General features: G+C 57.4%; 15 protein-coding genes, 6 tRNA genes and 3 rRNA genes. All 24 read right to left on the bottom strand.

The genetic code is table 11. The features are described from left to right. Positions 1-7: 7 nt before the first annotated feature. Complete coding sequence (gene fusA / locus PSTAB_RS03385) at positions 8-2128, bottom strand: elongation factor G (protein WP_013981712.1); 2121 nt, start codon at positions 2126-2128, stop codon at positions 8-10. Between the two features lie 30 nt (positions 2129-2158). Further along, positions 2159-2629, bottom strand: coding sequence for a 30S ribosomal protein S7 (rpsG, locus tag PSTAB_RS03380; RefSeq protein WP_011911984.1), 471 nt, complete (start codon positions 2627-2629; stop codon positions 2159-2161). Between the two features lie 98 nt (positions 2630-2727). Beyond that, positions 2728-3099, bottom strand: a complete 372-nt coding sequence (rpsL, locus tag PSTAB_RS03375; protein ID WP_003280832.1) for a 30S ribosomal protein S12 — start codon at positions 3097-3099, stop codon at positions 2728-2730. A 141-nt stretch (positions 3100-3240) separates the two neighbouring features. Next, complete coding sequence (rpoC, locus tag PSTAB_RS03370) at positions 3241-7440, bottom strand: DNA-directed RNA polymerase subunit beta' (RefSeq protein ID WP_013981711.1); 4200 nt, start codon at positions 7438-7440, stop codon at positions 3241-3243. A 65-nt stretch (positions 7441-7505) separates the two neighbouring features. Next, positions 7506-11576: a DNA-directed RNA polymerase subunit beta gene (gene rpoB, locus PSTAB_RS03365; protein WP_013981710.1), complete on the bottom strand. Its 4071-nt coding sequence runs from the start codon at positions 11574-11576 to the stop codon at positions 7506-7508. Positions 11577-11788: 212 nt separating this feature from the next. Beyond that, positions 11789-12157: a 50S ribosomal protein L7/L12 gene (rplL, locus tag PSTAB_RS03360; RefSeq protein ID WP_011911980.1), complete on the bottom strand. Its 369-nt coding sequence runs from the start codon at positions 12155-12157 to the stop codon at positions 11789-11791. 80 nt (positions 12158-12237) lie between these two features. Continuing rightward, the gene (rplJ, locus tag PSTAB_RS03355) at positions 12238-12738 is read right to left on the bottom strand and encodes a 50S ribosomal protein L10 (RefSeq protein ID WP_011911979.1); all 501 of its coding nucleotides are present in this window, start codon (positions 12736-12738) and stop codon (positions 12238-12240) included. A gap of 209 nt (positions 12739-12947) precedes the next feature. Then, positions 12948-13643, bottom strand: coding sequence for a 50S ribosomal protein L1 (gene rplA / locus PSTAB_RS03350; protein WP_013981709.1), 696 nt, complete (start codon positions 13641-13643; stop codon positions 12948-12950). Then, positions 13643-14074, bottom strand: coding sequence for a 50S ribosomal protein L11 (gene rplK / locus PSTAB_RS03345; protein WP_011911977.1), 432 nt, complete (start codon positions 14072-14074; stop codon positions 13643-13645). Before rplK ends, rplA begins: the two co-directional genes overlap by 1 nt. A 110-nt stretch (positions 14075-14184) precedes the next feature. Beyond that, on the bottom strand, positions 14185-14718 hold the full coding sequence (gene nusG, locus PSTAB_RS03340; RefSeq protein ID WP_011911976.1) for a transcription termination/antitermination protein NusG: 534 nt from the start codon (positions 14716-14718) through the stop codon (positions 14185-14187). 9 nt (positions 14719-14727) lie between these two features. Then, complete coding sequence (secE, locus tag PSTAB_RS03335) at positions 14728-15096, bottom strand: preprotein translocase subunit SecE (RefSeq protein WP_011911975.1); 369 nt, start codon at positions 15094-15096, stop codon at positions 14728-14730. A gap of 42 nt (positions 15097-15138) precedes the next feature. Continuing rightward, positions 15139-15214: transfer RNA gene (locus tag PSTAB_RS03330), tRNA-Trp, on the bottom strand. A 51-nt stretch (positions 15215-15265) separates the two neighbouring features. Next, a complete protein-coding gene (gene tuf, locus PSTAB_RS03325) occupies positions 15266-16459 on the bottom strand; it encodes an elongation factor Tu (RefSeq protein ID WP_011911986.1) in 1194 nt (397 codons plus the stop codon). An 84-nt stretch (positions 16460-16543) separates the two neighbouring features. After that, a tRNA-Thr gene (locus PSTAB_RS03320) sits at positions 16544-16619 on the bottom strand. 26 nt (positions 16620-16645) lie between these two features. Further along, a tRNA-Gly gene (locus tag PSTAB_RS03315) sits at positions 16646-16719 on the bottom strand. A 25-nt stretch (positions 16720-16744) separates the two neighbouring features. After that, positions 16745-16829 (bottom strand) — tRNA-Tyr (locus PSTAB_RS03310). A gap of 141 nt (positions 16830-16970) precedes the next feature. Continuing rightward, the gene (locus PSTAB_RS03305) at positions 16971-17642 is read right to left on the bottom strand and encodes an SPOR domain-containing protein (protein WP_041771634.1); all 672 of its coding nucleotides are present in this window, start codon (positions 17640-17642) and stop codon (positions 16971-16973) included. Between the two features lie 24 nt (positions 17643-17666). Further along, positions 17667-18407, bottom strand: coding sequence for a pantothenate kinase (locus PSTAB_RS03300; RefSeq protein WP_041771633.1), 741 nt, complete (start codon positions 18405-18407; stop codon positions 17667-17669). After that, positions 18404-19351 (bottom strand): bifunctional biotin--[acetyl-CoA-carboxylase] ligase/biotin operon repressor BirA, encoded by a 948-nt coding sequence (gene birA / locus PSTAB_RS03295; RefSeq protein ID WP_041771632.1) that lies wholly within the window; start codon positions 19349-19351, stop codon positions 18404-18406. Before birA ends, PSTAB_RS03300 begins: the two co-directional genes overlap by 4 nt. A gap of 118 nt (positions 19352-19469) precedes the next feature. Beyond that, positions 19470-19585 (bottom strand): 5S ribosomal RNA (gene rrf / locus PSTAB_RS03290). Positions 19586-19719: 134 nt separating this feature from the next. Further along, positions 19720-22610: ribosomal RNA gene (locus PSTAB_RS03285) — 23S ribosomal RNA — on the bottom strand. 254 nt (positions 22611-22864) lie between these two features. Further along, a tRNA-Ala gene (locus tag PSTAB_RS03280) sits at positions 22865-22940 on the bottom strand. 6 nt (positions 22941-22946) lie between these two features. After that, positions 22947-23023, bottom strand: a tRNA-Ile gene (locus tag PSTAB_RS03275). Between the two features lie 91 nt (positions 23024-23114). Next, positions 23115-24651 (bottom strand): 16S ribosomal RNA (locus tag PSTAB_RS03270). Together the 16S, 23S and 5S rRNA genes with 2 tRNA genes alongside form the textbook arrangement of a ribosomal RNA operon. Positions 24652-24995: the final 344 nt, after the last annotated feature.

Raw genomic sequence — 24995 nt, 5'->3', positions numbered from 1 at the left:
GGCTGAATCAACCTTGTTTTTTGACGAGCGTCTCGACGATATTCGCCGGAGCCTCAGCGTATTTGGAGAATTCCATGGAGTAGCTCGCGCGACCCTGAGACATGGAACGAACGTCGGTTGCGTAACCGAACATCTCTCCGAGCGGAACCTCAGCACGGATAATCTTGCCGGAGACCGAGTCTTCCATACCCTGGATCAGACCACGACGACGGTTCAGGTCACCCATCACGTCACCCATGTAGTCCTCAGGGGTCACCACTTCGACCTTCATGATCGGCTCGAGCACCTTGCCGCCGCCCTTCTGGGCCAGCTGCTTGGTCGCCATCGAAGCTGCAACCTTGAACGCCATCTCGTTGGAGTCGACGTCGTGGTAGGAGCCATCGAACACGGTCGCCTTCAGGCCGATCAGCGGATAGCCGGCGACAACGCCGTTCTTCATCTGCTCTTCGATGCCCTTCTGGATTGCCGGGATGTATTCCTTCGGAACCACACCACCCACAACTTCGTTGGTGAACACCAGGCCTTCGGTGATGTTGCCCTTCTCGTCCACGTCCGGGGTCGAGAAACGGATCCAGCAATGACCGAACTGACCACGACCACCGGACTGACGAACGAACTTGCCTTCGATCTCGACATTGTCCTTGGTGATGGTTTCACGGTAGGAAACCTGCGGCTTACCGATGTTCGCCTCAACGTTGAACTCGCGACGCATACGGTCGACGAGAATGTCGAGGTGCAGCTCACCCATACCGGAAATGATGGTCTGACCAGTCTCTTCGTCGGTCTGGACACGGAACGACGGGTCTTCCTGAGCCAGTTTGCCCAGCGCGATACCCATCTTTTCCTGGTCTGCCTTGGTCTTCGGCTCGACAGCTACCGAGATAACCGGCTCCGGGAAGTCCATACGCTCGAGGATGATCGGCTTCTCGATCGAGCAGAGGGTGTCACCCGTGGTGACGTCCTTCATGCCGATCAGCGCGGCGATGTCGCCGGCACGGCACTCCTTGATCTCGTCACGCTGGTTGGCGTGCATCTGCACCATCCGACCCACGCGCTCCTTCTTGCCCTTGACCGAGTTGATTACCGAGTCACCGGAAGACAGCACACCGGAATAAACACGAGTAAAGGTCAGGGTACCCACGAACGGGTCGGTAGCGATCTTGAACGCCAGAGCGGAGAACGGCTCGTCATCACTTGCATGACGCTCGTCGATCTGCTCTTCGTTATCCGGATTGACGCCCTGAATCGGGGGAATCTCGGTCGGCGCAGGCAGATAGTCGATGACAGCATCGAGAACCAGGGGCACGCCCTTGTTCTTGAAGGACGAACCACAAACGGCCGGAACGATTTCACAGGCGATGGTGCGCTGACGCAGACCAGCCTTGATCTCTTCGATGGTCAGCTCACCACCTTCGAGATACTTGTTCATCAGCTCTTCGTTGGCCTCGGCCGCAGCCTCGATCATGCTCGAGCGATATTCTTCGGCCAGATCCATCAGCTCCGCCGGAATCTCTTCCTCGCGGTAGGTGGTTCCCTTGTCGTCATCGTTCCAGTAGATGGCCTTCATCTTGATCAGATCGATCTGACCGGCGAAGTTCTCTTCGGAACCAATGGCCAGCTGAACAGGAACCGGGGTGTGACCCAGGCGCTGCTTGATCTGACCGACGACGCGCAGGAAGTTGGCACCCTGACGGTCCATCTTGTTGACGTAAACGATACGCGGCACGCCGTACTTGTTGGCCTGACGCCATACGGTTTCGGACTGCGGCTCAACGCCGGAGGTACCACAGAACACAACGACAGCACCGTCGAGAACGCGCAGGGAGCGCTCTACTTCGATGGTGAAGTCAACGTGACCGGGGGTATCGATGACGTTTACACGATAGTTGTCGTACTGACCGCGCGAACCCTGCCAAAAGGTCGTGACAGCAGCGGAGGTGATGGTGATACCACGCTCCTGCTCCTGCACCATCCAGTCGGTGGTCGCCGCACCGTCATGCACTTCACCCATCTTGTGGCTGAGGCCGGTGTAAAACAGAATCCGCTCCGTGGTGGTAGTCTTGCCCGCGTCGACGTGGGCACAGATACCGATGTTACGGTAGCGGTTGATAGGGGTAGTACGGGCCACAATAAGGTCCTCGTAAAAGTTGCGCTTGATTTAGAAGCGGTAGTGCGAGAAGGCCTTGTTGGCTTCAGCCATACGGTGCACGTCTTCGCGCTTCTTGACCGCAGCGCCTTTACCTTCAAAAGCATCCAGCAGCTCGCCAGCGAGGCGCAGCGCCATGGATTTTTCGCCACGCTTGCGCGCAGCATCTACCAGCCAGCGCATGGCCAGCGCGTTACGACGGGAAGGACGAACTTCGACCGGAACCTGGTAGGTAGCACCGCCTACACGGCGGGACTTGACTTCGACCAGCGGAGCGATGGCATCGAGTGCTTTTTCGAAGACTTCCAGGGGGTCGCCATTCTTGCGCTCCTTCACCTTGTCCAAGGCACCATAAACGATACGCTCGGCAACGGCCTTCTTGCCGCTTTCCATCACGTGGTTCATGAACTTGGCCAGGATCAGACTTCCGTACTTCGGATCGTCCAGAATCTCGCGCTTGGCTGCTACACGACGTCTTGGCATTGATAAGCCCTCAAACGGTCTTCAGGTTAGCTCGGAACGGTAACGCGCAGGTTACGCCCGACCTTACTCTTATCGACTCAAATAAATAGAAATACTGCTTACTTCGGACGCTTGGCGCCGTACTTGGAACGACCCTGCTTACGGTCTTTTACGCCGGAGGTATCCAGCGAACCGCGCACGGTGTGGTAACGCACACCCGGAAGGTCTTTTACACGACCGCCACGGATCAGCACTACGCTGTGCTCTTGCAGGTTATGACCTTCACCACCGATGTAGGAGGCGACTTCATAGCCATTGGTCAGACGAACACGGCACACCTTACGCAGTGCGGAGTTCGGTTTCTTCGGCGTGGTGGTGTACACACGGGTGCACACGCCACGACGCTGCGGGCAGTTTTGCAGCGCAGGGACGTCGCTTTTCTCGACGACCCGCTTGCGCGGCTGACGTACCAGCTGGTTGATAGTTGCCATCTACTAGCTCCACTGTTGTCTTTCGACACAAACGAAAAATGGCAGGGCACGAAGCCCCGCCAATTTAGGGGTACGAGAGTCTAAAGAGCTTCTCGCCCACCGTCAAGGCAGGCCCCGGCTTGCGACCGGGGCCTGGCACTCTCAATTGCCGCTGGAGTTCAGCGCTTCAGTCAGCGCCGCCTCGACTTCATCGGCACTCACGCGGACCGGCTTCTCGGCATCACGCTTGCGCTTGCGCTCGCTGTGATACGCCAGACCGGTACCGGCCGGGATCAGACGACCCACAACCACGTTCTCCTTCAGGCCGCGCAGGTAGTCGCGCTTGCCAGTCACGGCCGCTTCGGTCAGCACGCGGGTGGTCTCCTGGAATGAGGCCGCGGAGATGAACGACTCGGTCGACAACGACGCCTTGGTGATGCCCAGCAGGACGCGGACGTACTTGGCGACGAACTTGTCCTCTGCGCTCAGACGCTCGTTCTCTTCCAGCACCTGGGTCAGTTCCATCTGGTCGCCCTTGATGAAGCTGGAATCGCCCGACTCGGTGATCTCGACCTTGCGCAGCATCTGCCGCAGGATGGTCTCGATGTGCTTGTCGTTGATCTTCACGCCCTGCAGTCGGTAAACGTCCTGGATCTCGTTGACGATGTAGCGTGCCAGTGCGCTGACGCCCAACAGCCGCAGAATGTCGTGCGGGTTGCTCGGGCCGTCGGAGATCACTTCACCCTTGTTCACCTGTTCGCCTTCGAAGACGTTCAGGTGACGCCACTTCGGAATCAGCTCTTCGTACGGATCGCTACCGTCGGTCGGCGTAATCACCAGGCGACGCTTGCCCTTGGTTTCCTTACCGAAGGAAATCGTGCCGCTGATTTCCGCCAGGATGGACGGCTCCTTCGGACGACGCGCTTCGAACAGGTCGGCAACGCGCGGCAGACCACCGGTGATGTCGCGGGTCTTCGAGGTTTCCTGTGGGATACGTGCGATGACGTCACCCACATTGATCTCGGAGCCGTCCGCAACACCGACCAGCGCGTTAGCCGGCAGGAAGTACTGGGCCGGTACGTCGGTACCTGGCAGCAACAACTCCTTGCCATTGGCGTCGACCATCTTGATCGCCGGACGGATGTCCTTGCCTGCTGCCGGACGGTCCTTCGGATCCATCACCTCGATGTTGGTCAGACCGGTCAGCTCGTCGGTCTGGCGCTTGATGGTGATGTTCTCCTCCATGCCAACGAAGGTCACGACACCCTTCATTTCGGTCACGATCGGGTGGGTGTGCGGGTCCCACTTGGCAACCACGGCGCCAGCGTCGACCTTGTCGCCTTCCTTCACGGAAATCACAGCACCGTACGGCAGCTTGTAGCGCTCGCGCTCACGACCGAAGTCGTCCGCCACGGCCAGCTCGCCGGAACGAGACACGGCCACCAGCGCGCCATCGGCACGCTCGACGTGCTTCAGGTTATGCAGGCGGATGGTACCGCCGTTCTTCACCAGCACGTTGTCGACGGCCGAGGTACGGCTCGCCGCACCACCGATGTGGAACGTACGCATGGTGAGCTGAGTACCCGGCTCACCGATCGACTGGGCAGCGATAACGCCGACCGCCTCGCCGATGTTGACCTGATGCCCACGGGCCAGATCACGACCGTAGCACTTGGCACAGATGCCGTAGCGGGTTTCACAGGAGATCGGCGAGCGCACGATCACTTCGTCGATGCTGTTCAGCTCGATAAAGTCGACCCACTGCTCGTCGATCAACGTACCCGCCGGAACCAGCACGTCATCGGTGCCCGGCTTGAGCACGTCACGCGCAATCACGCGACCCAGCACGCGCTCGCCCAGCGGCTCGACCACGTCGCCGCCTTCGATGTGCGGAGTCATGTGCAGACCCTGCTCGGTGCCGCAATCGATCTCGGTGACCACCAGATCCTGCGCGACATCCACCAGACGACGAGTCAGGTACCCGGAGTTCGCGGTTTTCAGTGCGGTATCCGCCAGACCCTTACGAGCACCGTGCGTGGAGATGAAGTACTGCAGTACGTTCAGACCCTCACGGAAGTTCGCCGTAATCGGCGTTTCGATGATGGAGCCGTCCGGCTTGGCCATCAGGCCACGCATACCGGCCAGCTGGCGAATCTGAGCCGCGGAACCCCGCGCACCGGAGTCGGCCATCATGTACATCGAGTTGAACGAATCCTGCTCGGCTTCGTTGCCTTCGCGGTCGATGACCTTCTCTTTCGAGAGGTTGGCCATCATGGCCTTGGACACTTCGTCGTTGGCCTTGGACCAGAGGTCGATCACCTTGTTGTACTTCTCGCCCTGGGTAACCAGGCCGGAGGCGTACTGCGATTCGATCTCCTTCACTTCTTCGGTGGCCGCATCGATGATGCGCGCCTTCTCGTCCGGGATGACGAAATCGTTCACACCGATCGAAACACCGGAAATGGTCGAGTAGGCGAAGCCGGTGTACATCAGCTGGTCGGCGAAGATGACAGTATCCTTCAGACCAACGGTGCGGTAGCACAGGTTGATCAGCTTGGAGATCGCCTTTTTCTTCATCGGCTGGTTGACGACGTCGAATGACATCCCTTCCGGCACGATCTGGAACAGCAGCGCGCGGCCGACGGTGGTGTCGACGATGCGGGTGTTCTTGGTGATGCTGCCGTCACGATCCTTGATGGTCTCGTTGATGCGCACCTTGACCCGGGCGTGCAGCGAGGCTTCACCGGCGCGGAACACGCGGTCGACTTCCTGCAGGTCGGCGAACACGCGCCCTTCGCCCTTGGCATTGATGGCTTCACGGGTCATGTAGTATAGACCCAGAACCACGTCCTGCGACGGAACGATGATCGGCTCACCGTTGGCTGGCGAGAGGATGTTGTTGGTCGACATCATCAGCGCGCGCGCTTCCAGCTGAGCTTCCAGCGTCAGCGGCACGTGCACGGCCATCTGGTCACCGTCGAAGTCGGCGTTGTACGCGGCACAGACCAGCGGGTGCAGCTGGATCGCCTTGCCTTCGATCAGTACCGGCTCGAACGCCTGGATACCCAGACGGTGCAGGGTCGGTGCGCGGTTGAGCAGTACGGGATGCTCGCGAATCACTTCGGCGAGAACGTCCCAGACTTCCGGCAGCTCGCGCTCGACCATCTTCTTGGCCGCCTTGATGGTGGTGGCCATGCCGCGCATTTCCAGCTTGCCGAAGATGAACGGCTTGAACAGCTCGAGCGCCATCTTCTTCGGCAGGCCGCACTGGTGCAGACGCAGGGTCGGACCTACGGTGATCACGGAACGACCGGAGTAGTCCACGCGCTTGCCGAGCAGGTTCTGACGGAAACGACCCTGCTTGCCCTTGATCATGTCAGCCAGGGACTTCAGCGGGCGCTTGTTCGAACCGGTGATGGCGCGGCCGCGGCGGCCGTTGTCCAGCAGCGCATCGACCGCTTCCTGCAGCATGCGCTTTTCGTTGCGCACGATGATATCCGGCGCCGACAGGTCGAGCAGGCGCTTCAGACGGTTGTTGCGGTTGATCACGCGGCGATACAGATCGTTCAGATCCGAAGTCGCGAAACGACCGCCATCCAGCGGAACCAGCGGACGCAGATCCGGCGGCAGCACCGGCAGCACGGTCAGGATCATCCACTCCGGCAGGTTGCCCGAGCCATGGAAAGCCTCCATCAGCTTCAGACGCTTGGAGAGCTTCTTGATCTTGGTTTCCGAGTTGGTCTGCGGAATTTCCTCGCGCAAACGGCCAATCTCGTGCTCCAGGTCGATCTGGATCAGCAGCTCGCGGACAGCCTCGGCACCCATGCGGGCATCGAAGTCGTCACCGAACTCTTCGAGGGCTTCGAAGTACTGCTCGTCGTTAAGCAGCTGACCTTTCTCCAGAGTGGTCATGCCCGGATCGATCACCACGTAGCTCTCGAAATAGAGCACGCGCTCGATATCGCGCAGGGTCATGTCCAGCAGCAGGCCGATACGGGACGGCAGCGACTTCAGGAACCAGATGTGCGCGACCGGAGAAGCCAGTTCGATGTGCGCCATGCGCTCGCGACGCACCTTGGCCAGCGCAACTTCCACACCACACTTCTCGCAGATCACACCGCGATGCTTGAGGCGCTTGTACTTGCCGCACAGGCACTCGTAGTCCTTGACCGGGCCAAAGATCTTGGCGCAGAAAAGGCCGTCACGCTCGGGCTTGAACGTACGGTAGTTGATGGTCTCCGGCTTCTTCACTTCACCGAAGGACCAGGAACGGATCATCTCGGGGGACGCCAGGGCAATCTTGATGGCATCGAACTCTTCGATTTGACCCTGGTTTTTCAACAGATTCAGCAAGTCTTTCAAGGCCTTTCCTCCTCACGGACCTGCGGCAGCCGGCTGACGCCGGGTGCCGCGCAGGCGGTGCGTGGTTATTCGGTTTCCAGATCGATATCGATACCGAGCGAGCGGATTTCTTTGATCAGCACGTTGAAGGACTCCGGCATGCCGGCCTCCATGCGGTGATCGCCGTCCACGATGTTCTTGTACATCTTGGTCCGCCCGTTCACGTCGTCCGACTTGACCGTGAGCATTTCCTGCAGGGTGTACGCGGCGCCATAGGCCTCCAGGGCCCAGACCTCCATCTCCCCGAAACGCTGACCACCGAACTGCGCCTTGCCGCCCAGCGGCTGCTGGGTGACCAGACTGTACGAACCGGTGGAACGCGCGTGCATCTTGTCGTCGACCAGGTGGTTCAGCTTGAGCATGTACATGTAGCCGACGGTGGTGGTGCGCTCGAACGCATTACCGGTACGGCCGTCGAACAGCTGCATCTGGCCACTTTCCGGCAGATCGGCCAGCTTCAGCATGGCCTTGATCTCGCGCTCCTTGGCACCGTCGAACACCGGGGTCGCCATCGGCACGCCCTTGCGCAGGTTGTTCGCCAGGTCCAGCACTTCCTGATCGCTCAGGTCGTCCAGATTTTCCTGACGCCCGCCGATCTCGTTGTAGATCTCGTGCAGGAACTTGCGCAGCTCGGCGACCTTGCGCTGCTCTTCGAGCATCAGGTTGATCTTCTCGCCCAGGCCCTTGGCCGCAAGGCCCAGGTGGGTTTCGAGGATCTGCCCGACGTTCATACGCGACGGTACACCCAGCGGGTTCAGGACGATGTCCACCGGCGTACCGTTGGCATCATGCGGCATGTCTTCGACCGGCATGATCACCGAGACCACACCCTTGTTACCGTGACGACCGGCCATCTTGTCGCCCGGCTGGATGCGACGCTTGATGGCCAGATAGACCTTGACGATCTTCAGCACGCCCGGTGCGAGGTCGTCGCCCTGCTGCAGCTTGCGCTTCTTGTCTTCGAACTTGTCGTCGATCAGCTGACGGCGATCGGAGAGGTAGGCCTGGGCCTTCTCCAACTGCTCATTCAGCGCGTCTTCGGCCATGCGCAGCTTGAACCACTGGCCATGCTCGAGCCCGTCGAGGATCTCGTCGGTGATCACGACACCCTTCTTCAGACCTGCACCGCCCTCGGCAGTCGCACCGACCAAGGCCGAGCGCAGACGCTCGAACGTGGCGCCTTCGACGATACGGAACTCTTCATTGAGGTCCTTGCGGATCTCGTCGAGCTGCATCTTCTCGATGGCCAGCGCACGGGAGTCGCGCTCGACGCCGTCGCGGATGAACACCTGCACGTCGATGACGGTGCCCTTGGTGCCGGTCGGCACACGCAGGGACGTGTCTTTCACGTCGGAAGCCTTCTCACCGAAGATCGCACGTAGCAGCTTCTCTTCCGGGGTCAGCTGGGTTTCGCCCTTCGGCGTCACCTTGCCGACCAGGATGTCGCCTGGGCCGACTTCGGCACCGACGTAGACGATACCGGCCTCGTCCAGCTTGTTCAGCGCAGCCTCACCCACGTTCGGGATGTCTGCGGTGATCTCCTCTGGGCCGAGCTTGGTGTCGCGCGACACGCAGGTCAGTTCCTGGATATGGATAGTGGTAAAACGGTCTTCCTGAACCACGCGCTCCGAGAGGAGGATGGAGTCCTCGAAGTTGTAGCCGTTCCACGGCATGAACGCGACGCGCATGTTCTGACCCAGTGCCAGCTCGCCCATGTCGGTGGACGGACCGTCGGCCATGATGTCGCCACGCGCCACCACGTCACCCTTGCGCACCAGCGGACGCTGGTTGATGCAGGTGTTCTGGTTGGAGCGGGTGTACTTGGTCAGGTTATAGATGTCGACACCCGCTTCGCCGGTCTCGACCTCATCGTCACGCACGCGCACCACGATACGGCTGGCATCGACCGAGTCGATCACGCCGCCGCGACGAGCGACCACGCAGACGCCGGAGTCGCGTGCCACGTTGCGCTCCATGCCGGTACCTACCAGCGGCTTGTCCGAACGCAGGGTCGGCACGGCCTGACGCTGCATGTTGGAACCCATCAGCGCGCGGTTGGCGTCGTCGTGCTCGAGGAACGGAATCAGCGAGGCAGCGACGGAGACGACCTGCTTCGGAGAGACGTCCATCAGGGTCACGTCTTCCGGCGCCTTGACGGTGAATTCGTTCAGATGACGCACAGCCACCAGCTCGTCGACCAGCTTGCGACCGTCCAGCTTGGCGCTGGCCTGAGCGATGACGTGGTCGGCTTCTTCGATTGCCGAGAGGAATACGATCTCGTCGGTGACTTCGCCATCCTTGACCACGCGGTACGGACTTTCCAGGAAGCCATACTGGTTGGTGCGGGCGTAGGCGGCCAGCGAGTTGATCAGACCGATGTTCGGACCTTCCGGAGTTTCGATCGGGCAGACACGGCCGTAGTGAGTCGGGTGCACGTCACGCACCTCGAAGCCGGCACGCTCACGGGTCAGACCGCCCGGGCCGAGTGCGGAGACGCGGCGCTTGTGGGTGATCTCCGAAAGCGGGTTGTTCTGGTCCATGAACTGCGAGAGCTGGCTGGAACCGAAGAACTCCTTCACCGCCGCCGCAACCGGCTTGGCATTGATCAGGTCCTGCGGCATCAGGCCTTCGCTTTCGGCCATCGACAGACGCTCTTTGACCGCACGCTCGACGCGCACCAGGCCAACGCGGAACTGGTTTTCGGCCATTTCGCCGACACAGCGCACGCGACGGTTACCCAGGTGATCGATGTCGTCAACGATGCCTTTGCCGTTGCGGATGTCGACCAGGGTCTTCAGAACCGCGACGATATCCTCACGGCTCAGTACGCCGGAGCCCTCGATCTCGGTACGACCGATACGGCGGTTGAACTTCATCCGGCCGACAGCCGACAGGTCGTAGCGCTCGGCAGCGAAGAACAGGTTGTTGAACAGCGTCTCGGCGGCGTCCTTGGTTGGCGGCTCGCCCGGGCGCATCATGCGATAGATCTCGACCAGCGCTTCGAGCTGATTGGTGGTCGAATCGATCTTCAGCGTGTCGGAAATGAACGGACCACAATCGATGTCGTTGGTGTACAGCGTCTCGAAGCGTACGACCTGCGCCTTGACGATCTTCGCCATGACGTCGACGGTCAGCTCGGTGTTGCACTCGGCGATGATCTCGCCAGTGGCCGGATGCACGATCGCCTTGGCGACGGTACGACCCAGGACGTAGTCCATTGGCATCTCGAGTTCTTTGATGCCGGACTTGTCGAGCTGGTTGATGTGGCGAGCGGTGATGCGACGGCCCTGCTCGACGATGACTTTGCCGCTGTCATCCTTGATGTCGAAAGTAGCGATCTCGCCGCGCAGACGCTGCGGTACCAGTTCCAGCGCCAGGGTTTCGCCTTTGACGTGGAAGACGTTGGTATCGTAGAAGGCGTCCAGGATCTCTTCGGTGCTGTAATTGAGCGCACGCAGAAGAACCGAAGCCGGCAACTTGCGGCGACGGTCGATACGGACGAACACTGCGTCCTTCGGATCGAATTCGAAGTCCAGCCAGGAGCCGCGGTAAGGAATGATGCGCGCGGAGTACAGCAGCTTGCCGGAGCTGTGGGTCTTGCCGCGGTCATGATCGAAGAACACGCCCGGCGAACGATGCAGCTGGGAAACGATGACGCGTTCGGTACCGTTGATGATGAAGGTACCGTTCTCGGTCATGAGGGGGATTTCCCCCATGTAGACTTCCTGTTCCTTGATGTCCTTGATGGCCTTGTTCGACGACTCTTTGTCGAAAATGATCAGGCGCACCTTGACGCGCAGCGGAACGGCGAAGGTCACGCCGCGCAGGACACATTCCTTGACATCGAAAGCCGGCTCGCCCAGGCGATAGCCGACGTATTCCAGCGCTGCATTGCCGGAATAGCTGATAATCGGGAAAACGGATTTGAAGGCTGCATGCAAGCCAATGTCGCGGAACTGATCTTTGGTCGCTCCCGCCTGCAGGAATTCGCGATACGAATCCAGCTGGATGGCCAAAAGATACGGCACGTCCATCACGTGCGGTAACTTGCTAAAGTCCTTGCGGATACGTTTTTTCTCAGTGTATGAGTAAGCCATCAGCGTTCCCCAGCTTGGTCACCTGCTTGTTGGCTTCTCCCGACGGGAGCAGCCAGAAAATCTTGCGAACCCCATGGTTCGCGCCACCTGTAGGTGGCTTCCGAGGAAGAGCCAGCATGGCTGGCTTTCCATAACGGAAAAAGGCCGGTGGCAAGAGCCACCAGCCATCAGCCTGTCGCGAGTCGCTCGGGCTGTAGACGCAAGGTCGTCGCTTACTTGAGCTCGACTTTGGCGCCAGCTTCTTCCAGAGCCTTCTTGGCTGCTTCGGCTTCTTCCTTCGAAACGCCTTCCTTGACCACGCCCGGGGCGCCGTCAACGACAGCCTTGGCTTCTTTCAGGCCCAGACCGGTCAGCTCGCGAACCGCCTTGATCACGTTCACTTTCTTGTCGCCGGCTTCGGCCAGAACGATGGTGAACTCGGTCTGCTCTTCAGCAGCCGGGGCAGCGGCAGCCGGGCCAGCGGCAACAGCGGCAGCAGCGGTAACGCCGAAAGTTTCTTCCATCGCCTTGATCAGCTCGACGATTTCCATGACGGATTTCTGGCCGATCGCTTCGATGATTTGCTCGTTAGTCAGAGACATGACTATCTATTCCTGTATTGGGGTGACAGCTTACGCAGCCATCAAATTAAACATGTGATTTTGAAAGGGCTTACGCTGCCTTAGGCAGCCGCAGCTTCTTTCTGGTCGCGAATAGCTGCCAGGGTGCGAGCGAGCTTGCTGGTGGCGCCTTGAATCACGCTCATCAGCTGTGCAATGCCCTCTTCGCGAGTCGGCAGGCTTGCCAGTACGTCGATCTGGTTTGCTGCGAGGAACTTGCCCTCGAACGCAGCTGCCTTGATCTCGAACTTGTCCTGACCCTTGGCGAATTCCTTGAAGATACGAGCAGCAGCGCCCGGATGTTCATTGGAAAATGCGATCAGGGTCGGGCCTTTGAACACGTCGTTGAGCACGTCGAACTGAGTGCCTTCAACAGCGCGCTTGAGCAGGGTGTTACGCACGACTTTCACGTATACACCAGCCGCTCGGGCCTCTTTACGGAGTCCGGTCATTGCGCCGACGGTCACGCCACGGGCATCAGCCACGACAGCGGACAGACCGGCTTTGGCAGCCTCGTTGACTTCAGCGACGATGGCCTTCTTGTCTTCGAGTTTAATTGCCACGGGTTTACTCCTGGTTTTTACCGTTTCGTCAGGCCGAAGCCCGACGGCGTTTTGGTGTCTGATTCGGTACGAATCGGGAGCACCATCTGCGTAGGTTCAAGAGATCACTCTCCGGGTTTAAGGCTTGCGCCACCTACGGTCTTGGATAGCCCCCGCCAGGCAGGGACCCCAATCTTGCGAGCCGCCTCACGAATGAGGCGACTGATGTCTTACGCTTCCAGGGAAGCCTGATCGATGACCAGTCCCGGACCCATGGTGGTGCTCAGGGTCACGCGCTTGACGTAAATACCTTTGGACGTCGACGGCTTCAGGCGCTTCAGATCCGACAGCAGCGCTTCGACGTTCTGCTTCAGCGCAGCGGCGTCGAAACCGACTTTACCCACGGAGGTGTGGATGATGCCGTTCTTGTCAGTACGGAAACGTACCTGACCGGCCTTGGCGTTCTTGACAGCGGTCGCGACGTCCGGAGTGACAGTACCCACCTTCGGGTTCGGCATCAGGCCACGCGGGCCGAGAATCTGGCCCAACTGACCAACGACACGCATAGCATCCGGAGAGGCGATGACGACGTCATAGTTCAGGTCGCCGCCCTTCATTTCGGCAGCCAGATCGTCCATACCTACGCGGTCAGCACCGGCGGCCAGAGCAGCTTCGGCGCCCGGACCCTGGGTGAAAACGGCTACGCGGACGGTCTTGCCAGTGCCATTCGGCAGAACGGTTGCACCGCGAACGACCTGGTCGGACTTACGCGGATCGACACCGAGATTGATCGCGATATCGAACGACTCGGTGAACTTGACAGCAGAAACCTCTGCCAGCAGCTTGGCGGCGTCTTCGAACGCATACTGCTTGCCGGATTCGATTTTCTCAGCGATAGCCTTCTGGCGCTTGGTCAGCTTAGCCATTACACACCCTCCACATTCAGACCCATGCTACGAGCCGAACCAGCGATGGTCCGAACGGCAGCTTCCATTTCGGCAGCAGTCAGATCAGCCTGCTTGGCCTTGGCGATCTCTTCCAACTGCGCACGAGTGACGGTGCCGACCTTCTGAGTGTTGGGGCGAGCGGAACCGCTGGTGATGCCAGCAGCTTTCTTCAGCAGCACTGCAGCAGGAGTACTCTTGGTTTCAAAAGTGAAGCTGCGATCGCTGTAGACAGTGATGATCACGGGAGTCGGCAGACCGGGCTCCTGGCCCTGGGTCCGGGCGTTGAACGCCTTGCAGAATTCCATGATGTTGACGCCATGCTGACCCAGAGCGGGGCCGACGGGCGGCGACGGGTTAGCCTGACCGGCCTTTACCTGAAGCTTGATGTAAGCTTGAATCTTCTTAGCCATAGTTACTCCGTTACGGGTTATAACGCCTTGCGGCTCCCCATTGCTGATTTATCCCAGTGACGACAAAACCCCGCAGCCTGAAGCTGCGGGGTGAGGGATGCTTCGTTCAGTTAAACCTTTTCGACCTGACTGAACTCCAGCTCTACTGGCGTAGAGCGACCGAAGATAAGAACCGCAACCTGGATTCTGCTCTTCTCGTAATTGACCTCTTCGACCACGCCATTGAAATCTGCGAACGGACCATCGGCCACCCGCACCACTTCACCTGGCTCGAAGAGCGTTTTCGGTTTCGGCTTATCACTGCCATCGGCGACGCGACGAAGAATGGCCTCAGCCTCTTTGTCCGTAATGGGCGCCGGCTTGTCAGCCGTACCGCCGATAAAGCCCATCACACGAGGAGTATCCTTGACCAGGTGCCAAGTACCCTCATTCATCTCCATCTGAACGAGCACGTAACCTGGGAAGAACTTGCGCTCACTCTTGCGCTTCTGCCCGTTACGCATCTCGACCACTTCCTCGGTCGGAACAAGAATCTCGCCGAACTCATCTTCCATGCCGGCAAGCTTGACGCGCTCAATCAGAGAGCGCATGACGTGCTTCTCGTAACCCGAGTAAGCATGCACAACATACCAACGCTTAGCCACGAGACACCCTTAACCCACAACCATGGAGACCAACCAGCCAAGCAGGGAATCGAGCCCCCACAACAGCAGCGCCATAACCAGAACGACAACGACCACGATCAACGTAGTCTGAGTGGTTTCCTGACGGGTCGGCCAGACGACCTTGCGAATCTCGCCGCGCGCTTCTTTCAGCAACACGGCAAACGAACGCCCCTTGGACGTCTGCAGAGCAACAAACGCGGCAACCACGCCTATTGCGAGAACAGCAAGGACACGATAGAGAATAGGCTCAGCGGAGTAGTACTGATTGCCAACAACAGCAACCACAACCAAAGCAGCCACAACAAGCCACTTCACCAGATCGAAGCGCGCATCATTGGCTTCAGCTTTGACATTCATCTGCTAGAACCTTGTAAAGACTGCCATATTCGATATTGAAAATGGCAGGCCAGGAGGGAATCGAACCCCCAACCTGCGGTTTTGGAGACCGCCGCTCTGCCAATTGAGCTACTGGCCTAGAAAGAGACAGGCCGACTATTATGCCGACCTGCTTCAAACAGATCAATCGTTATTCGACGATCTTGGCAACCACGCCGGCACCAACGGTACGACCACCTTCGCGAATCGCGAAGCGCAGGCCGTCTTCCATGGCGATCGGCTTGATCAGGGTGACAACCATCTTCACGTTGTCGCCCGGCATTACCATCTCGACGCCTTCCGGCAGTTCGCACGATCCGGTCACATCAGTGGTACGGAAGTAGAACTGAGGACGGTAGCCCTTAAAGAACGGGGTGTGACGACCACCTTCTTCCTTGGACAGCACGTACACTTCGGCTTCGAACTTGGTGTGCGGCTTGATGGTGCCCGGCTTGGCCAGAACCTGACCACGCTCCACTTCGTCACGCTTGGTGCCACGCAGCAGCACGCCGCAGTTCTCGCCAGCACGACCCTCGTCGAGCAGCTTGCGGAACATCTCAACGCCGGTGCAGGTAGTCTTGGTGGTCGGACGCAGACCGACGATCTCGATCTCTTCCTGAACCTTGACGATGCCGCGCTCTACGCGACCGGTTACCACCGTGCCGCGACCGGAGATCGAGAACACGTCTTCGATCGGCATCAGGAACGGCTTGTCGATGGCACGAACCGGCTCGGGAATGTAGCTGTCCAGGGTCTCGACCAGCTTCTTCACCGCAGTGGTGCCGAGCTCGTTGTCGTCTTCGCCGTTCAGCGCCATCAGCGCGGAGCCGATGATGATCGGAGTGTCGTCACCCGGGAAGTCGTAGGTCGACAGCAGGTCACGAACTTCCATCTCGACCAGCTCGAGCAGCTCGGCGTCATCAACCATGTCGGCCTTGTTCAGGAACACGACGATGTACGGAACACCAACCTGACGGGACAGCAGGATGTGCTCGCGAGTCTGCGGCATGGGGCCGTCAGCAGCCGAGCAGACCAGGATCGCGCCGTCCATCTGGGCAGCACCGGTGATCATGTTCTTCACGTAGTCAGCGTGACCCGGGCAGTCAACGTGCGCGTAGTGACGGACGTTGGAGTCGTACTCTACGTGGGCGGTGTTGATGGTGATGCCACGAGCCTTCTCTTCCGGAGCGCTATCGATCTTGTCGAAGTCGACACGAGCGGAACCGAAGACCTCGGAGCACACGCGAGTCAGAGCGGCAGTCAGAGTGGTCTTGCCATGGTCGACGTGACCAATGGTGCCGACGTTGACGTGCGGTTTGTTACGTTCGAACTTTTCTTTAGCCATCGAGACCGTCTCCCATCGTTGAATTGAGCTAGTCACGCCACCATTAAAACAAAGGCAGATATTCACATATCTGCCTTTGAGGTTTGGAGCTCATGAGCGGATTTGAACCGCTGACCTCACCCTTACCAAGGGTGTGCTCTACCAACTGAGCTACATGAGCGAAACATATACCGCAAACATCGAACCTGGAGCGGGTAGCGGGAATCGAACCCGCATCATCAGCTTGGAAGGCTGAGGTTCTACCACTAAACTATACCCGCGAACGCCGAAGCTTACGCTTGAATCTGGTGGAGGGGGAAGGATTCGAACCTTCGAAGTCTATGACGTCAGATTTACAGTCTGATCCCTTTGGCCGCTCGGGAACCCCTCCAAAGTGAGGCGGCATTTTCAGCATCTGCCACCACGCTGTCAAGCATTTTCTCATATAAATCTTGAGGTTAGCTTCATTGACAGCCGCTCCACGGAGAGACCATTCAGCCCTCGCTGCGAAGCGGGCGCCATTCTATGCAAACTATTCAGAAGTTGCAACGCCCGCGCAGGGCATCTGCCGATGCTGCAGCTCCGGCATGTCGTTCTTCAACCCCTGCAACATTGCATCGTCCAGCTGACCACGGCTGGCGGCCCCTACGCGCACCCAGTACTTGCGGTGCATTCTCGGTAACTCTCGAACCAGCGCCGCATAATCCACCTCGCGCAAGCGCGCAACGACCCCTTCTGCAGAGTCTTTGCGGGAAAATATTCCAAGGGAAATGCCGTTTGCCAGATCGCCTACCGTAATGATGTAGCTGTCGATATTGCGACTTTGCAGCTCACGCAACTGACGCAAAGACGCCTGCCTGGACGCTAGAGGAGGCAGATACACCCAGTAGTCCACGCCACTGGCTGTATCCACCTCCTGTATTTCAGACTGTACGTCCAGGCTTAGCAGCCTCTGCTCCAGGGCTTCCGCCGGCGGCCGATCATCGAACCCACCCAGGAACAAGCAACCGTTCTCTGTAGCGAGCGGCGAGGCACTGCTTCTGCGCTCCTTTGCTGAAGATTCACTTAGCAGCGTTATGTTCTGCTGAGGGCGATTATAGGAATCCAGCGGCGTTATTTCTTTGACACGGACCGGAGACTGATACTGGTGCTGAATCCAGAAAAAAACATTCAAAAGCACCAAAAGAAGAAACAACCAACGCATTCGATTTTCAACCTTATAGATGCGCTAGGGGCAAGCGATTGCCAGCCCTCGGAAAACGAGATCCGGCACCCGCTGGATCAGATCGATATCCTCTATGAGCGCAGCGTCCCCTCCCGTGGCATATACACTGACGTCCGTCCCGAAACGACCACTGGCGTGCGCGATTTGCGACGACACAAAGCTGCGAAGCATCAACAGGCAGCCGCGCTCTACTGCTTCACCTGTAGTGCGCCCAGGCTCTAGAGCGTCGCACGAGGAAAGCGCCTCCTCCATCGAATAACGTATGCGCTGCGTATGAGTATGTAACTGACTTCTCAGCAAGGACAGGCCGGGACAAATGTAGCCACCTAGGTGCAAGCCGTTCTCATCCACAAGATCCGCAGTTACTGCCGTGCCCAGGTCCACCACAAGCATTGCATTGCGCCTTAACTGAAAAGCGCCAACCATAGCCAGCCAGCGATCCATCCCGAGACGCTCGTGCTCTAAATATCCATTGACTACCCCGCCAAGCTCCTTCGAGGGCACAGCGCGCTGCACCCCAACACCTAGCGCGTCCGATATACGCGAGCAGATTTCTGCGGTTTCCTGATCGCTGCGGACACTGACCAATCTGGCTTTTGATATTCGCAACAAGGCCAAACTGGCGAGTTCGCTCAACAGTTCTATCGACGAACTCGAGGCCCCTTGCGCAACCACGACTCCAGAGTCAGGGCTCAACGCGCGCCACTTGATCAAGCTGTTGCCGCAATCCAGCTCAAGAATCATCGATCCAACCTCAAGCTAAGTTCTCCCCCACTGAAGGAACGCTCAACACCATCAATCATTAGCCTGAGCCCACCTTGCGGATCGACCCCTAAGACCGTTCCTGATAGCTCATGCGCGCCGGTACTAAGCGTACAGCTTTGCCCCTGCCAAATATGGGCGGCCTCCCACTCCTCCCTGAGGCTGGCGAAACCAGCAGCCAGGTGTCGATCAAGGTATGTCTTGAGTGTGGCGGCGAGCGTCAGCAGCAGCTCATTTCGATCAACCATCCCAATCCACTCCCGGAGCGATGTCCAAGGTTGGTCGATCCCCTCAGCGTCCGCCATATTCACATTGATCCCGATGCCGGCTATGACATGGCACTCATCCGCCGGATCCCCGGTCAACTCCAGCAGAATCCCGCCGATCTTGCGCCCGTCCACATACACGTCGTTCGGCCACTTCAGCCCGGCTTGAGGCAATCCCATTCCGCGCAATGTCTGCATGACGGCCAAGCCGACCACCAGACTCATGCCCGACAGCTGCCTAGTGCCACCGTGCACCTTGAACGCCAAGCTGCAATACAGGTTCTGCCCGAACGGACTCACCCAGTGCCGCCCACGCCGCCCCCGTCCGGCAGACTGAGACTCGGCAACTACCAGGAACGGAGCCCGACCAGTAGACAGAAGCCGTAGAGCTTCTGCGTTTGTCGAGTCGAGAGCGTCGAAGAGATAGAGCTCCCAGCCCAACGCCTCCAATTGCGGAAGCAACTGATCTTCGGTGAGCAGCGACAATGGCTCTGCCAATCGGTACCCGCGGCCTGGGACCTTATAGAGGGGGAGCGCGGTTTCATTCTGAATGCGCTGGAGGTGTTTCCAGACAGCACTGCGACTTACTCCCAATGCCTCGCCCAACTCCTGCCCAGAATGAAACCGCCCATCTTGGAGCAACCTTAAAAGCTTATTCATGCCACCCCCATAACGAGGCCCGAATAATAGCGATACAGAGAATGGCTGCACAAAGCTTTCTGCCGCCCCAAAAGCAAACCCCCGACCCGCTTACGCGGATCGGGGGTTTGGTGTAGGAGCTTGACGATGACCTACTCTCACATGGGGAAACCCCACACTACCATCGGCGATGCATCGTTTCACTTCTGAGTTCGGAATGGGATCAGGTGGTTCCAACGCTCTATGGTCGTCAAGCAATTCGGTTGCTGCCTCGGGGTTTAGCCGCTGCAGCGAATTGGGTATGTGATCGAATCGGTATTGCGTGTTCGTGCAGATTTTCGGTCTGTTTGTCGACTTACCGTCTAACAGCCAAATTGTTTGGGTGTTATATGGTCAAGCCTCACGGGCAATTAGTATTGGTTAGCTCAACGCCTCACAGCGCTTACACACCCAACCTATCAACGTCGTAGTCTTCGACGGCCCTTTAGGGAGCTCAAGGCTCCAGTGAGATCTCATCTTGAGGCAAGTTTCCCGCTTAGATGCTTTCAGCGGTTATCTCTTCCGAACGTAGCTACCCGGCAATGCCACTGGCGTGACAACCGGAACACCAGAGGTTCGTCCACTCCGGTCCTCTCGTACTAGGAGCAGCCCCTCTCAAATCTCAAACGTCCACGGCAGATAGGGACCGAACTGTCTCACGACGTTCTAAACCCAGCTCGCGTACCACTTTAAATGGCGAACAGCCATACCCTTGGGACCGGCTTCAGCCCCAGGATGTGATGAGCCGACATCGAGGTGCCAAACACCGCCGTCGATATGAACTCTTGGGCGGTATCAGCCTGTTATCCCCGGAGTACCTTTTATCCGTTGAGCGATGGCCCTTCCATACAGAACCACCGGATCACTAAGACCTACTTTCGTACCTGCTCGACGTGTCTGTCTCGCAGTCAAGCGCGCTTTTGCCTTTATACTCTGCGACCGATTTCCGACCGGTCTGAGCGCACCTTCGTACTCCTCCGTTACTCTTTAGGAGGAGACCGCCCCAGTCAAACTACCCACCATACACTGTCCTCGATCCGGATAACGGACCAGAGTTAGAACCTCAAGGTTGCCAGGGTGGTATTTCAAGGATGGCTCCACGCGAACTGGCGTCCACGCTTCAAAGCCTCCCACCTATCCTACACAAGCAAGCTCAAAGTCCAGTGCAAAGCTATAGTAAAGGTTCACGGGGTCTTTCCGTCTAGCCGCGGATACACTGCATCTTCACAGCGATTTCAATTTCACTGAGTCTCGGGTGGAGACAGCGCCGCCATCGTTACGCCATTCGTGCAGGTCGGAACTTACCCGACAAGGAATTTCGCTACCTTAGGACCGTTATAGTTACGGCCGCCGTTTACCGGGGCTTCGATCAAGAGCTTCGCTTGCGCTAACCCCATCAATTAACCTTCCGGCACCGGGCAGGCGTCACACCCTATACGTCCACTTTCGTGTTTGCAGAGTGCTGTGTTTTTAATAAACAGTCGCAGCGGCCTGGTATCTTCGACCGGCATGGGCTTACGTAGTAAATACTTCACCCTCACCGGCGCACCTTCTCCCGAAGTTACGGTGCCATTTTGCCTAGTTCCTTCACCCGAGTTCTCTCAAGCGCCTTGGTATTCTCTACCCAACCACCTGTGTCGGTTTGGGGTACGGTTCCTAGTTACCTGAAGCTTAGAGGCTTTTCCTGGAAGCATGGCATCAACCACTTCGCTTTCTAAAAGAAAGCTCGTCATCAGCTCTCGGCATTAAGACCCCGGATTTACCTAAGATCTCTGCCTACCACCTTAAACAAGGACAACCAACGCCTTGCTGGCCTAGCCTTCTCCGTCCCCCCATCGCAGTAACTAGAAGTACGGGAATATTAACCCGTTTCCCATCGACTACGCTCTTCAGCCTCGCCTTAGGGACCGACTCACCCTGCGTCGATTAACGTTGCGCAGGAACCCTTGGTCTTTCGGCGTGCGAGTTTTTCACTCGCATTGTCGTTACTCATGTCAGCATTCGCACTTCTGATACCTCCAGCGAGCTTCTCAACTCACCTTCACAGGCTTACAGAACGCTCCTCTACCGCTCAACTTGCGTTGAACCCGTAGCTTCGGTGCATGGTTTGAGCCCCGTTACATCTTCCGCGCAGGCCGACTCGACTAGTGAGCTATTACGCTTTCTTTAAAGGATGGCTGCTTCTAAGCCAACCTCCTAGCTGTCTAAGCCTTCCCACATCGTTTCCCACTTAACCATGACTTTGGGACCTTAGCTGACGGTCTGGGTTGTTTCCCTTTTCACGACGGACGTTAGCACCCGCCGTGTGTCTCCCGTGCTGACACTTGCTGGTATTCGGAGTTTGCATCGGTTTGGTAAGTCGGGGTGACCCCCTAGCCGAAACAGTGCTCTACCCCCAGCAGTGATACACGAGGCGCTACCTAAATAGCTTTCGAGGAGAACCAGCTATCTCCGAGCTTGATTAGCCTTTCACTCCGATCCACAGGTCATCCGCTAACTTTTCAACGGTAGTCGGTTCGGTCCTCCAGTCAGTGTTACCTAACCTTCAACCTGCCCATGGATAGATCGCCCGGTTTCGGGTCTATTCCCAGCGACTAGACGCCCTATTAAGACTCGCTTTCGCTACGCCTCCCCTATTCGGTTAAGCTCGCCACTGAAAATAAGTCGCTGACCCATTATACAAAAGGTACGCAGTCACCTAACAAAGTAGGCTCCCACTGCTTGTACGCATACGGTTTCAGGTTCTATTTCACTCCCCTCTCCGGGGTTCTTTTCGCCTTTCCCTCACGGTACTGGTTCACTATCGGTCAGTCAGTAGTATTTAGCCTTGGAGGATGGTCCCCCCATGTTCAGACAAAGTTTCTCGTGCTCCGTCCTACTCGATTTCACTTCTAAGATCCTTTCGCGTACAGGGCTATCACCCACTATGGCCGCACTTTCCAGAGCGTTCCGCTAAAATCAAAGAAGCTTAAGGGCTAGTCCCCGTTCGCTCGCCACTACTAAGGGAATCTCGGTTGATTTCTTTTCCTCAGGGTACTTAGATGTTTCAGTTCCCCTGGTTCGCCTCACACACCTATGTATTCAGTGTGTGATAACCATCTTATGATGGCTGGGTTCCCCCATTCAGACATCTCCGGATCAAAGTCTGTTTGCCGACTCCCCGAAGCTTTTCGCAGGCTACCACGTCTTTCATCGCCTCTGACTGCCAAGGCATCCACCGTATGCGCTTCTTCACTTGACCATATAACCCCAAGCAATCTGGTTACTGTCTATAACGTGAAGACGACATTCGCCGAAAATTTGCATAGAGAACACGCAAATTTTACCTTGACGCGACATGCTGCCAGTGAAAGCAACACATCGGTCTACTTCTATCACATACCCAAATTTTTAAAGAACAGTTCTGGCGCAAAGTCCAGAAATCAATGCTCAACCCAGGCAATCAACCTCATCCTGGTAAACACTCATTTCTGAGCTTTCGGCGACTAGAGTTAATGGTGGAGCCAAGCGGGATCGAACCGCTGACCTCCTGCGTGCAAAGCAGGCGCTCTCCCAGCTGAGCTATGGCCCCTTCGATTGGTGGGTCTGGGCAGATTCGAACTGCCGACCTCACCCTTATCAGGGGTGCGCTCTAACCAACTGAGCTACAGACCCAATCGTTACTCTCGGGTCTAAACCCAATCGCCTTTCGCAAGTGAATCAAGCAATTCGTGTGGGAGCTTATGACGAAGCCGGTGTCTTCGATTAAGGAGGTGATCCAGCCGCAGGTTCCCCTACGGCTACCTTGTTACGACTTCACCCCAGTCATGAATCACTCCGTGGTAACCGTCCCCCCGAAGGTTAGACTAGCTACTTCTGGAGCAACCCACTCCCATGGTGTGACGGGCGGTGTGTACAAGGCCCGGGAACGTATTCACCGTGACATTCTGATTCACGATTACTAGCGATTCCGACTTCACGCAGTCGAGTTGCAGACTGCGATCCGGACTACGATCGGTTTTATGGGATTAGCTCCACCTCGCGGCTTGGCAACCCTTTGTACCGACCATTGTAGCACGTGTGTAGCCCAGGCCGTAAGGGCCATGATGACTTGACGTCATCCCCACCTTCCTCCGGTTTGTCACCGGCAGTCTCCTTAGAGTGCCCACCTTAACGTGCTGGTAACTAAGGACAAGGGTTGCGCTCGTTACGGGACTTAACCCAACATCTCACGACACGAGCTGACGACAGCCATGCAGCACCTGTGTCAGAGTTCCCGAAGGCACCAATCCATCTCTGGAAAGTTCTCTGCATGTCAAGGCCTGGTAAGGTTCTTCGCGTTGCTTCGAATTAAACCACATGCTCCACCGCTTGTGCGGGCCCCCGTCAATTCATTTGAGTTTTAACCTTGCGGCCGTACTCCCCAGGCGGTCGACTTAATGCGTTAGCTGCGCCACTAAGATCTCAAGGATCCCAACGGCTAGTCGACATCGTTTACGGCGTGGACTACCAGGGTATCTAATCATGTTTGCTCCCCACGCTTTCGCACCTCAGTGTCAGTATTAGCCCAGGTGGTCGCCTTCGCCACTGGTGTTCCTTCCTATATCTACGCATTTCACCGCTACACAGGAAATTCCACCACCCTCTGCCATACTCTAGCTCGCCAGTTTTGGATGCAGTTCCCAGGTTGAGCCCGGGGCTTTCACATCCAACTTAACGAACCACCTACGCGCGCTTTACGCCCAGTAATTCCGATTAACGCTTGCACCCTTCGTATTACCGCGGCTGCTGGCACGAAGTTAGCCGGTGCTTATTCTGTTGGTAACGTCAAAACAGCAAGGTATTAACTTACTGCCCTTCCTCCCAACTTAAAGTGCTTTACAATCCGAAGACCTTCTTCACACACGCGGCATGGCTGGATCAGGCTTTCGCCCATTGTCCAATATTCCCCACTGCTGCCTCCCGTAGGAGTCTGGACCGTGTCTCAGTTCCAGTGTGACTGATCATCCTCTCAGACCAGTTACGGATCGTCGCCTTGGTGAGCCTTTACCTCACCAACTAGCTAATCCGACCTAGGCTCATCTGATAGCGTGAGGTCCGAAGATCCCCCACTTTCTCCCGTAGGACGTATGCGGTATTAGCGTTCCTTTCGAAACGTTGTCCCCCACTACCAGGCAGATTCCTAGGCATTACTCACCCGTCCGCCGCTGAATCATGGAGCAAGCTCCACTCATCCGCTCGACTTGCATGTGTTAGGCCTGCCGCCAGCGTTCAATCTGAGCCATGATCAAACTCTTCAGTTCAATACTGCTTGGGTTTTGAGAAAACCCTAAACTTGGCTCAGCAATCGCAAATCTCTTTACTAGAAAGAGTAACTCTCGAATAAACGAGTGTTGCTTTGTGATGCTGATAATCTTGCGACTACCAGTCTTACATTCACAAGCACCCACACGAATTGCTTGATTCAGTTGTTAAAGAGCGTTTCGATCAAGCCTTTCGTCTCAACCGAGGCCGCGCATTCTACAGCAGCCTTTCTTACTGTCAAGCTGTTTTTCGAAAATCTCTTTTCTACTCAACCGCTTGCCGCCTCGATCAATCTGCATCTCTCGTCAGCGGGAGGCGAATCATACAGCGTCCAAAACCGCTG

The organism is Stutzerimonas stutzeri (genome assembly GCF_000219605.1).
Taxonomy (GTDB): domain Bacteria; phylum Pseudomonadota; class Gammaproteobacteria; order Pseudomonadales; family Pseudomonadaceae; genus Stutzerimonas; species Stutzerimonas stutzeri.
Note: the sequence above shows the minus strand (reverse complement) of the source record. Positions and strands in the feature narration are given on the sequence as shown.

Bases quoted from the DNA above. Each gene is read 5' to 3' on its own strand.
- rpsG (WP_011911984.1), bottom strand. From the start codon at position 2,629: ATGCCAAGACGTCGTGTAGCAGCCAAGCGCGAGATTCTGGACGATCCG.
- birA (WP_041771632.1), bottom strand. From the start codon at position 19,351: ATGAATAAGCTTTTAAGGTTGCTCCAAGATGGGCGGTTTCATTCTGGG.
- rpsL (WP_003280832.1), bottom strand. From the start codon at position 3,099: ATGGCAACTATCAACCAGCTGGTACGTCAGCCGCGCAAGCGGGTCGTC.
- rplK (WP_011911977.1), bottom strand. From the start codon at position 14,074: ATGGCTAAGAAGATTCAAGCTTACATCAAGCTTCAGGTAAAGGCCGGT.
- tuf (WP_011911986.1), bottom strand. From the start codon at position 16,459: ATGGCTAAAGAAAAGTTCGAACGTAACAAACCGCACGTCAACGTCGGC.
- rpoB (WP_013981710.1), bottom strand. From the start codon at position 11,576: ATGGCTTACTCATACACTGAGAAAAAACGTATCCGCAAGGACTTTAGC.
- rplL (WP_011911980.1), bottom strand. From the start codon at position 12,157: ATGTCTCTGACTAACGAGCAAATCATCGAAGCGATCGGCCAGAAATCC.
- secE (WP_011911975.1), bottom strand. From the start codon at position 15,096: ATGAATGTCAAAGCTGAAGCCAATGATGCGCGCTTCGATCTGGTGAAG.
- rplA (WP_013981709.1), bottom strand. From the start codon at position 13,643: ATGGCTAAGCTGACCAAGCGCCAGAAGGCTATCGCTGAGAAAATCGAA.
- PSTAB_RS03305 (WP_041771634.1), bottom strand. From the start codon at position 17,642: ATGCGTTGGTTGTTTCTTCTTTTGGTGCTTTTGAATGTTTTTTTCTGG.
- PSTAB_RS03300 (WP_041771633.1), bottom strand. From the start codon at position 18,407: ATGATTCTTGAGCTGGATTGCGGCAACAGCTTGATCAAGTGGCGCGCG.